Below are 10,756 nucleotides of genomic sequence, written 5' to 3'. Positions count from 1 at the left end.
ATGTATTTCGCTCGGTCATTCGCGATGTAGCCCTGAGCATGAAAGCCTACTACGAAAGTGGCGAGCCGACGACGCCAGAAAAACTGAAACAAATCAAAGCTGACCTCAAAGCGAAATAGCGTGGATGCCATGGATGCCCTGACTCTACTGAAGCAGCGAAACTCCGCAGCTAAGCTCACCGAGCCCGGTCCGGATGCGGAGCAGCTTACTACCCTTATTCAAGTGGGGATGCGCGCGCCTGATCACGCGCGTTTGACGCCCTGGCGTTTTCTGGTCATTGAAGGTGAGGCGCGCAATGCGCTGGGTAATCTGTTTGCCAAAGCGCTTGCACAGCGCAACCCCGAAGTTACAGAAGCCGAGCTGGAAAAGGCCAGGTCCAAAGCCTTGCGAGCCCCCTTGGTTATCGCTGTTGTGACCCGTTTTGTTGAGCATCCCAAAGTTCCAGTAATAGAGCAGCAGCTGTCTGCCGGTTGCGCAGCTTACGGCATATTGCTGGCGGCAGAAGCGATGGGCTTGGCCGGAATCTGGCGCACGGGAGCCAATGCTTTTGATCCCAATGTGCTTAAGGGTTTAGGGTTATCTGCCGGGGAATCGCTGGTCGGCTACCTGTACATTGGTACCCGCGAGGGGCGAGCCAAGCCCCTGCCAAACTATGACGCAGAGCAATTTGTGACTCGCTGGCCCGGCTGAATCAGCTGTAGTCAAGTATAAGGTATGCAGTTTGCGTTGGTCCCAGCGTTACTGAATTGAAAAAGAGGAACACACCCATGATCCCTACTTTCGAAACACTTTCCGTATCGATCGAAAACCACGTTGCTCACGTGCAACTGAACAGACCGGAGAAAGCGAATGCGATGAACCTGCCTATGTGGCAAGAGCTGCAGGTCTGCTTCGAGTATTTGTCTGACGCAGAGGACGCACGGGTTGTTGTGCTTAGCGGTGCAGGTAAGAATTTTTGCGCAGGTATTGATCTGGATATGTTTGCCGGCGTAGTGGGAGATGCCCAATCAGATCCTGCGCGTGCGGCAGAGCAGTTTAGGCAGACCATTTTGCGCCTGCAGGACAACCTCACGGCCATTGAAAAGTGTAGAAAGCCAGTCCTTGCGGCGATCCACGGAAACTGTGTTGGCGGCGGTATCGATATGGTTAGCTGCTGCGACATGCGTTACTGCGCAGAGGATGCTAAATTTTCCATCAAAGAAATCGATATTGGCATGACCGCAGACGTCGGCACGCTGCAGCGACTACCCCATATCGTACCGCAGGGTGTTGTGCGAGAGCTGGCGTATACCGGCCGTGACGTCAAAGCTGACGAAGCTCAGCGCATTGGTCTGGTTAACAACGTTTACCAGAGCCGCGAGGCGATGATGGCATCGGTGTTGGAAATTGCTGCTGACATTGCCAGCAAATCACCGTTGGCGATCCGTGGTACTAAGGAGATGCTGGTCTATACCCGCGATCACTCCGTGGCTGACGGGTTGAATTTTATCGCCACCTGGAATGCCGGCATGTTGAGTCAGGGTGATGTGATGAAGGCGCTGACCGCGCGGATGGAAGGCAAGGTGGCAGAGTTTGACAGCTAGGGTGGCCGTTCGCACCAATGTAACGCGGCAACGGTTTGATATGATTATTAACGTAAACACAGGGCGGTAGCAGGGTTGATAAAGCGCAAGCAGCTGACTATTTTCAGCACACCAGTAATAACGCAAATCATGCGGGCGGTGTCCTTTCTGGCGCTGAAGGTAACGGGTTGGCGAACAGTGGGAGAGCCGCCGCAACTGGATAAGTATGTGTTGATCGCGGCACCCCATACCAGTAACTGGGACTTTCTGGTGATGTTACCGGTAGTCTTGAAATACAAGCTGGATGTTCATTGGGTTGGAAAACACACGTTGTTTCCTTTTCCCATCGCTTGGTTCGTGAGATGGCTGGGAGGAATCCCGATCAATCGCACGGCGGTTGGCAACACCGTAGAACAGGCGGCTGATGCCTTTCGCCGCTCGGAAAAACTGGTATTGCTGATTGCACCGGAAGGTACCCGCGGCAAGGTAGATCGCTGGAAAGCGGGTTTTTACCATATTGCCACCCGAGTGGAATTGCCTATTCAACTGGCGTTTCTGGATACGAAGTCGAAAACGGTCGGTTTTGGACCTCTGGTACAGACTACCGGAGACTACGATGTCGATCTTGCGACGATCCGGGACTTTTACAGTGACAAGCAGGGCATTCGTCCTGAATTTGGCTGATCCCCGCACCCGCCCAGGAACGACCACTTTAAAATAAGATTTTCCTGAGGTAACGAATGCGTCAATTTATATGCGCTGTGCTGGGCATCAGCCTGGCAAGTACGCTGGTTTTCGGCACACCTGCCGAAACGACAATCCGCACAGCCACCGAACGGGTTGGCACCCAAGCCATCGCCGAGGGCGCACCCGAAAACTGGTTAAGCTACGGCAAGGATTATCACGAACAGCGTTATAGCGCGTTGACGCAGATAAATGACGAAAACGTGGGCAAGCTGGGTTTAGCCTGGGCGTTCGATACTGATTTTAATCGGGGCCTTGAAGCAACCCCCATTGTCGTTGACGGCGTGATGTTTGTCTCCGCCAACTGGAGTGTTGTACACGCGCTTGATGCTCGCACAGGCAAGGAACTTTGGCGCTTCGATCCTGAGGTGCCGCGCGAATGGGCGAAGATGGCCTGCTGCGATGTGGTAAACCGTGGAGTGGCGGTTTACCAGGGCAAAGTGTTTTTCGGAACCTTGGATGCAAGACTGATTGCGCTGGATGCAGCCACGGGCAAAAAGCTGTGGGAAGTGCAGGCGGCAGATACCAAGGAATACCCCTACACCATTACAGGCGCGCCCCGCGTCTTCAAAGATAAGGTCGTTATCGGAAACGGCGGCGCCGAATATGGCGTTCGCGGCTTTGTGTCCGCGTTTGATGTGAATAGCGGTGAAGAAGTCTGGCGTTTTTATACGGTTCCGGGCAACCCTGCCGATGGTTTCGAAAATGAAGCGATGAAACAGGCCGCTGAAACTTGGACCGGTGAATGGTGGAAAATGGGCGGTGGCGGCACCGTTTGGGATTCCATTGTTTATGACCCTGAACTGGATCAACTGTACCTGGGTGTAGGCAATGGCTCACCTTGGAACCACAAGGTCCGTAGTCCGGATGGCGGCGACAATCTGTACCTGTCATCGATTGTCGCGCTCGATCCCGATACCGGAGAGTACCTCTGGCATTATCAGCAGACGCCCGGCGAATCCTGGGACTTTACGGCCACCCAGCACATCATGCTGGCTGATATGGAGTGGCAGGGCACGCAGCGTAAAGTCATCTGGCAGGCACCCAAAAACGGCTTCTTTTTTGTTATCGACAGGCAAAGCGGCGAGCTGCTTTCTGCAGAACCTTATGCCCGCGTCAATTGGGCCACGCACTACGACATGAGCACCGGACGACCTGTGGAAACTGATAGGGCTCGCTATCGCAATGGTGCAGAGTTTATCCGGCCGTCATCGATGGGGGCGCACAACTGGCATCCGATGGCGTACAGCCCGCAAACAGGTTTGGTGTATATTCCGGCTATTGATGCGTTGTTTAAGTACGGCGATGTCGAACAGTATCTGCATAAGTGGGGCCATTGGAATCTAGGGGTTGTGCTTGAGCAGGACGCTGCGCCGAATCATATCCTGGCCCAGCTGATGCTGAAGCAGGTGACCACTGGTTCGCTGCTGGCGTGGGATCCCAAAACACAGTCGGCGAAATGGGTCGTGGAATACGCAAGACCCTGGAATGGCGGCGTGCTTGCAACGGCCGGCAATCTTGTATTTCAGGGTACGGCGGAAGGTGAATTTCGTGCATATCGCGCCGATAGCGGCGAACAGCGCTGGTCGTTTGATGCCCACACTGGAGTGATTGCACCGCCTGTAACGTACAGCATAGACGGCGAACAGTATGTCACCGTACTGGCCGGCTGGGGCGGCGCCTTTGGCCTGATATCCGGCTATGAACAGGAGGGCGGTATCCCACCGAGTCGTGTTCTGACATTCAAGCTTGGCGGTGAGGCAGTGCTGCCAGAAAACCCGGAGAAAACGCTGTTTGAAGCGCCTGAGCCGCCGGAGGTCAGTGCAGAAGAGCTAAAAGCGGGGCGCACGCTTTATCATGAATATTGCTCGGGTTGTCATGGTACCGATGCAGTATCGAATGGTGCGGTCCCAGACCTTCGTCATCTGCCTGGCGTATTTTACGAAAACTTCGACAAGGTCGTGCTCGACGGCATGATGCGCAAGGCGGGTATGGTGGGTTTCGGCGATGTGCTTGATAAAGAAGATTCGCGACTGATCAAAGCCTACATACTCACCCAAGCTGAGGAAGACCGTAAAATTCGTGAAACGCCATCCTGGTGGATGAAGATCAAAATGATGTTCTTCAACGCCGTGGCCAATGTTCTCGGCTGGATTATGGATAAGGTTTAAATCTGGCGGGGGCGCAAGGAAACTGTATTAGCCGCCCCCGTTTTTTGATTTCACTGTCACGAAAACCCTGCGACGGCTGTCGCACGGGCTCCCCCCTCTAATCCCGTTTGTCAAAAAACATTCATTTCTGCTTCGTTATTACTCCCTTATATATCAATTGGTTACATTGTCATTGTCGCCGCACCCCCAAAACGTCGGAAGAAAGCTTCATAAGAGTGTCGCCTATGTGTCACAAATCGGTCACTTGCCGGGCGTAGGCTTTGCCGCAGTTACCAATGTGGAGGTGGTTTCAGGTGCTCGCTGCCGGAAATCACGCGTAACTGAAACCCACACTGAAAAATCGATGATATTTGGGAGCAACATCAATGTTGAAAAAAATTCTGGTCTCTGGGGTAGTCGCTGGCGCGCTGGTTGGGTGCACAGACAGCGGTGACGTTAACCTGTCGCCCACTACCATTAGTAATGGTTCAGGCAGTGGCACCGGGGGCGGCGCGGGCAGTAATGTATGTGCAAGCTATACAGAATCAGGTCAGACCTTCCAGGGAAACTTTGACGGACAAGATTGCGTATACGGCGCACTGTTCGTCAGCGACAGCAAACCGATCACAGTGTCTTCCATTACGTTTTCCAACTTTGGTGGGAAACACATTTTTGAAGATAGCCTGTTTATCGGCGCAGACGTCAACGCCACTGCTGCACAATCCGGCAAGCGCATCCCACAGGAAGGCGAAGGTACTCGTCTGAATATTGCTGCTGGCGTAACCATGGTGTTCAAGCAACCCGACAGCTACGTACGTATCGCCCGTGGTTCACAGATCTTCGCAGAAGGTACCGCCAATAGTCCAATCGTGTTCACCGCTGATGAAGACGCCATGCTGGGCACGGCGACCGAAAGCGATCGCGGTCTGTGGGGCGGGGTTCAGATCAATGGTAATGGCCGGACCAACAAATGCCACGACGGTTCGCCAACAGGCTCGGGTGCACCGAGCACGGTCAGCGATTTTGCTGCCACAGCTAACAATGTTCACAACTGTCATGTAACCGCTGAAGGTCGTCCTGCGACCTACGGTGGTAACAACAATGCTGAGAACTCGGGTGTGCTGAAATATGTAGTTATCAAGCACGCTGGTTTTGAGGTGGTTGACGGTGATGAACTCAATGCTCTCACGCTCAACGCGGTAGGTAGTGGTACAACCATCAGCCATGTTCAGACATACACTTCCCAGGATGACGGTTTTGAAATGTTCGGCGGCGCGGTCAATATGGATCACATTGTCGCCGTCAACGTGGGTGATGACTCTATCGACTACTCTGAGGGTTACAACGGGGACATTCAGTACGCTGTGGTGGTGCACACGTCTGGCGCCAACCGCTGTATTGAAGGCGACAACACGGGGGGTAGCCGAAGTGATGCGTTCACACCGACAACCAAACTGCGCATATCTAACCTCACCTGCGTAACCAGCAACATTGACGAGAATGCTGGTACTAACGTGAGCGCAAAAGGTGATTCCGAAGGTCCGCTGTTCCGCGAAGGCGCTTTCTTTGAAATGTACAACTCGCTGGTCACTTCCTACGCGACATCACTGGCGAGCAACGAGTGCCTTGAGCTGGATGATTCTGAAGGCCCGGAAACTATTGACGCTGCGCAGGCGGGCATCAGTAAAGCTTCTAGCAATGTGATCGCCTGTGGTGAGGCGACAAAGGTCGGTGCCGACGCGGCAAATACAGGGTTCGATCTCGTTAACTGGCTAGCGGGTGGTGGAGCCAATGCGGCGACGCCTGCCAACACTAATACCAACAATGTGTTGATCACTGGTAGCGATGTGGCAGCAAGCGCCATCGGCTCTGTGTTGGTCGATAGCTCACAAGAACGTGACTATCTGACAGCTTCCGCAATAAAAAATGGCGCGGGCACCACCGTATTTGATCAATCTTCACAGCTTTTTGATGTCTCCTCTCTGGGGTCAATCTTTAAGAAGCCGACCTACCTCGGCGGCGCAAATGCCAGCGATGACTGGTTGACTGGCTGGGCAGTTGGCTTCGATAAACCCCTGACCCCGTAATGGCTGTCTTTACTTCACGAAGCAGGTCGAAAAACAAGCAAGGGGCGCTAACGCGCCCCTTCATGTAATCGACCACGTTACTTCAGGCTTATCCAGGACAGTGGGTTTTTATCATGGAAAAATTTAAACGAAATAGTTTGTCGCTGGCCGTGGGACTTGCAACCGCTTTGGCTGCAAAATCTGCGCTAGCGCAAGAAATCAATGGCGCCGCCATTGAGGTAACACCTCCGGGCCCCATCGAAGAGGTGGTGGTAACAGGACGACTCAAGAGTGTTGCTGCGTCCATTGTCGATGAGCGTATCGACATTCCCTACTCAGCTGATTTTCTCGGCTTTGAGGCGATTTCCCGAGCCGGCGACTCCACGATTGCAGGAGCCCTGCGCCGTCTGCCCGGCCTTACGCTGATTGATAGCAAGTTTGTCTACATTCGAGGCCTTGGTGAGCGCTATTCGAGCGTCACCGTTAATGGGGCCGTGGTGCCGTCCCCCGATCTGGCGCGTAGCGTTATTCCTTTGGATCTCTTCCCAACCTCGATTGTGGAGTCGATCAAAGTGCAAAAGGCGTTTGGTTCTTCGACGCCGGCCAATTTCGGAGGGGGCGCAATTGATATTCGTACCAAGAGCTTTCCGAAGGCGCCACTGCTTAGTATTAGCGTGGGTGCTGGCGGCAACAGCGTAAGTAGCAGTGGGCTGCAATACAGTGATAGTAGTATCAAGCCGCTGCCGGGTGCGATTGCTGATGGTATTGCTCGCTACCGTGGCGATATTTCCCAGAGTAATATTTTTGCGACTGAAAATAATGCCGGCAACAATACAACCGCACAGCAGGCCGAGCTGATTCAGCGTAACTTGATGTTAGCGCTGCCGCGTAACGTAGCAATAGAAAAAGATCTGGAAAGTCTGGATAGCGATTATAAGCTTGCACTCGGTAACGCTTTCGATGTGGGCTACCAGTGGCTGGTTGGCGGTTCCATCAGCGCTTCGGTCAGTGATCAATTTCGTAATAAAGATCAGGTAAAACGTGAAATTGGAAATCCGGAGTCGCGGTTTTCAGAAGTTGAACGTACGGCAGAGGAGCACCGCGAAACGTACTCGGCTACGTTTGGTGTGGAGTACGGTAATACGCATGCTCTGGGTTTGAGCTACTTTGATATACAGCACGACGTGAAGGATGCATTTATTTCACGTGGCTTCGATCAGAATAACTCACAGGCCGACGGCGACCAAGTTGTTAGATATCAAACCCGCGCTGAAGAACGCCAGCTCCAGATGTATCAGCTGACGGGGAAGCATAGCCTGGAAGGTCTTGAGCCGGTTTACAATTGGACTGACCAGCTTGGTTTTCTGGAGAGCTTGCGTGTCAGTTGGTTCTATTCGGATGCGGAAGTGACAACCGATGTGCCTAATCAATCGAATTATAACGGTACAACAGACCTGGGCACTGAATTTACGCAGATTTCTCCGGCGCCGGCGGCGGGGCAACACACATTTCTTGAGCTCAATGATGACGAGGAAAGTTGGGGGGGGGATTTTGAGTTGCCCTTGTTTTTGGATAGCAGTGAGCTGACCGTTCGAGGTGGTTATGCTGCATCTGAGAAGCTGCGTGAGTACTACCAGTATACCTTCAATGTAAACACTACCGGCCTGTCTAGTTCCGTGTTGTCAGGCGGCCCAGGCCGTGTGATGTCCGATCCCATACTAGGTGATCTGGATAACAACTTTTCTGCATCGCTGGGAAGCAACTTCGGTACTGAAAGCTATGTTGCAGTGAGAAAGTTGAATGCATACTTTGGCGAGCTGGATTGGCGCCTGAATGAATACTGGCGCATTACGCTGGGTTCGCGCTGGGAAGAATACAAGCAGGCTTTGTTGACTGTCGATCTGCTGGATTTTACTGGCGCATCAGTGCAGGCGCAGGCACAAGCGCTGGCTGATCCGAACCAGCGTTTTGCATTTGTCGAAGATGATTGGTATCACTCTGCGGCGTTGACCTATGCGGATCAGGGGGTGTTCGGCGCTGAGGAATATCAGCTGCGTGCCAGTTTTGCACAAACGACGGTTCGCCCTGATCTGCGTGAAACTGCCCAGGTTGTCTATATTGATCCCGAGATCAATCAGCGTGTTCGCGGTAATCCCTTTGTCGAAAAGTCGGATATCGATCACGTCGATCTGAGAGCCGAGTTTTTCTACGAAAACGGCGATAATTTCACCGTGTCGTTGTTTTATAAAGATATCAAAGCGCCAATTGAAACGGTGCGTCAACCGGGCTCGGATGACAATGTTGTCCTGACCTATCAAAATGCTGATTCCGGAAGTATTGTCGGTGTTGAGGTTGAAGGCCTGTTGACGTTGCCCGCAGATATGGTTGGTGTGGATGGGTTCTTTATCTCCGGGAACATTGCTTTAAGCGATTCGGATGTTGAAATTGATACCACCAACAATGTACTGACGAATGACTCCCGTCGTCTGACCGGTCACTCGGAATATGTAATGAACGCGCAGCTCGGATTCGATTCGCCCGACGGTGTGCACAGTGCGTCACTGATCTACAACGTGTTTGGTGATCGTATCTATTTTGCGGGCGTGGCGGGTAACGATGATGCCTTTGAATTGCCATTCCACTCACTGGACCTGACCTACACATTCTATCCGACAGATACACTGTCTTTCAGCGTAAAAGTGCAGAATATTCTCGAAGAAGAGCGCGAGTTTGAGCAGGACAATGCGTCTGGACGCAACGTCGCGATTATTGAGCAGGAAGTTGGTCGAAGCTGGGGGCTTAGCGCCAAGTGGAGTTATTAATAAGCAGAGGCTATGGAGTAAAAAAACCCGGCTGTCGCCGGGTTTTTTATGCGGCAGATCCTACCAGATGATTTGTACGCGGGTGGAGATGGCGTCACCGCTATCTTCCTGGCTTACACCGCGAGTAATCTTCTCGTCTAGCTCAGTCGTGATGTAGTTGAGTGACAGGCGAACATTATTGTTCACATACCAGTTAGCGCCTACTGTGATGTTGTCGAACGCGTTCTCAACTGCACCGGTGCGGTCATCGTCGATCTCGCCGTGTTCGAATTTAACGACCAGCTCTACGGCGCCCTTCGCACCGGCGGGCTTGATTTTATCAAATATGCCATCGGCTGCTTTGTAGCTGCGCGATTCACCGGTGACAGTCCATGCACCCTGTACGTAGTAGCCGGAGTACTCAACTTCGTTGGCATCGTTTTCCCAGGTAGATGCAACATACTCTGACTGTACTGAAAAGGGGCCGCTCATCCAGGCTGCTTCCACGCCAAACTGGTCGTGGTCGGTGGCGTTGAAATCACCGGGCGATGTGAGCAGGATTTTTTCGGCAGTGTGCACAGCAAGTCGCTGATCAAATTCTGCAGTTACTGGGACAGTTTTTTCGATGTCTGACTGAAAATAGGCGGCGCCGAGATGAACAACCTGGGTTTTGCTTGCAATTGGTGCGAACGTAGCGCGGCCACCGAGATTGTAGAGCTCGCTACCTTCGTCGTCTTTTGAGCCCTCATAAGCGCCAAAGGCCCAGCTGTAGTTGTCTCCGCCGTTGCTCAGTTGCACGTTGGTGTAGTTGCGACCAGCTGACACATATTCGAACATCGCTGAGCGCTCTATTGTGGTGATGTACTTGGAGCTGGTCAGTTCTTCCAGGCCGAAGGGAATCTTGAATTTGCCGACGGTAACGTCCGCGACATTCCAGCCAGTGTACATAATGTAGGCATCTTCCATCTGGTTTTTGGCCGAGCTGTCTACATTGAAGCTGTATTGCAGTTTGTAGTGCCAATCTTTGTAAAGAGAGCCTTTAAAAGCCACGCGTGAACGGCGTACTTCGCTTTCCAGCGCATCGCCGCCAGTGCTGTGGTGTACGCCGTCATAGGAATCAAAATCCCACATCAGGCGACCGTCGATGGCAAAGCTGAAGTTGCCGTCGGCGCTCTTGATGCTCAGGTCACCCTTGGAGCCAATAACAAGATCGTCACCCTCAGTGGTTACGGTACCGGCAAGGGCACTGCCCGATAGGGCGGCAATGGAAAGGGCCAGCAGGTTGCGTTTCATTTCACAGTCTCCATCTATGTGGTTGGCTAGGTGCCGTTTATTGTTGAGATCGTCGGAGGTTGCGCCGAGGCAGATCTCGGAGCGTATTATGTGAATAAAATGTTTCAGAAATATTAAAGTAAGAACTTTTGTTCATATAG

At 52.7% G+C, this 10,756-nt stretch carries 7 protein-coding genes; 6 read left to right on the top strand and 1 reads right to left on the bottom strand.

The features are described 5' to 3' along the window. The first annotated feature begins 129 nt into the window (after nt 1–129). From AC222A_RS13705 to AC222A_RS13680, 6 genes are all read left to right on the top strand, one after another. Nucleotides 130–690 carry a nitroreductase family protein gene (locus tag AC222A_RS13705; RefSeq protein ID WP_372760784.1) on the top strand — a complete coding sequence of 187 codons (561 nt, stop codon included), beginning with the start codon at nt 130–132 and terminating at the stop codon, nt 688–690. 77 nt (nt 691–767) lie between these two features. Next, nucleotides 768–1,583: a crotonase/enoyl-CoA hydratase family protein gene (locus AC222A_RS13700; protein ID WP_486775115.1), complete on the top strand. Its 816-nt coding sequence runs from the start codon at nt 768–770 to the stop codon at nt 1,581–1,583. 75 nt (nt 1,584–1,658) lie between these two features. Then, nucleotides 1,659–2,246 carry a lysophospholipid acyltransferase family protein gene (locus tag AC222A_RS13695; protein ID WP_372763895.1) on the top strand — a complete coding sequence of 196 codons (588 nt, stop codon included), beginning with the start codon at nt 1,659–1,661 and terminating at the stop codon, nt 2,244–2,246. A gap of 56 nt (nt 2,247–2,302) precedes the next feature. Continuing rightward, nucleotides 2,303–4,477: a PQQ-dependent dehydrogenase, methanol/ethanol family gene (locus AC222A_RS13690; RefSeq protein ID WP_372763896.1), complete on the top strand. Its 2,175-nt coding sequence runs from the start codon at nt 2,303–2,305 to the stop codon at nt 4,475–4,477. Between the two features lie 365 nt (nt 4,478–4,842). Then, a complete protein-coding gene (locus AC222A_RS13685) occupies nt 4,843–6,543 on the top strand; it encodes a hypothetical protein (protein WP_372798145.1) in 1,701 nt (566 codons plus the stop codon). Between the two features lie 113 nt (nt 6,544–6,656). Next, nucleotides 6,657–9,344, top strand: coding sequence for a TonB-dependent receptor domain-containing protein (locus AC222A_RS13680; RefSeq protein ID WP_486775114.1), 2,688 nt, complete (start codon nt 6,657–6,659; stop codon nt 9,342–9,344). Nucleotides 9,345–9,404: 60 nt separating this feature from the next. On the opposite strand, the gene AC222A_RS13675 is transcribed toward AC222A_RS13680, so the two are convergent. Next, nucleotides 9,405–10,616: an OprO/OprP family phosphate-selective porin gene (locus tag AC222A_RS13675; protein ID WP_486775113.1), complete on the bottom strand. Its 1,212-nt coding sequence runs from the start codon at nt 10,614–10,616 to the stop codon at nt 9,405–9,407. Between the last annotated feature and the right edge of the window lie 140 nt (nt 10,617–10,756).

Source organism: Litorivivens sp. (assembly GCF_057445395.1).
The sequence above is the reverse complement of the archived record's forward strand: the minus strand, read 5'-3'. Positions and strand labels throughout refer to the sequence as shown.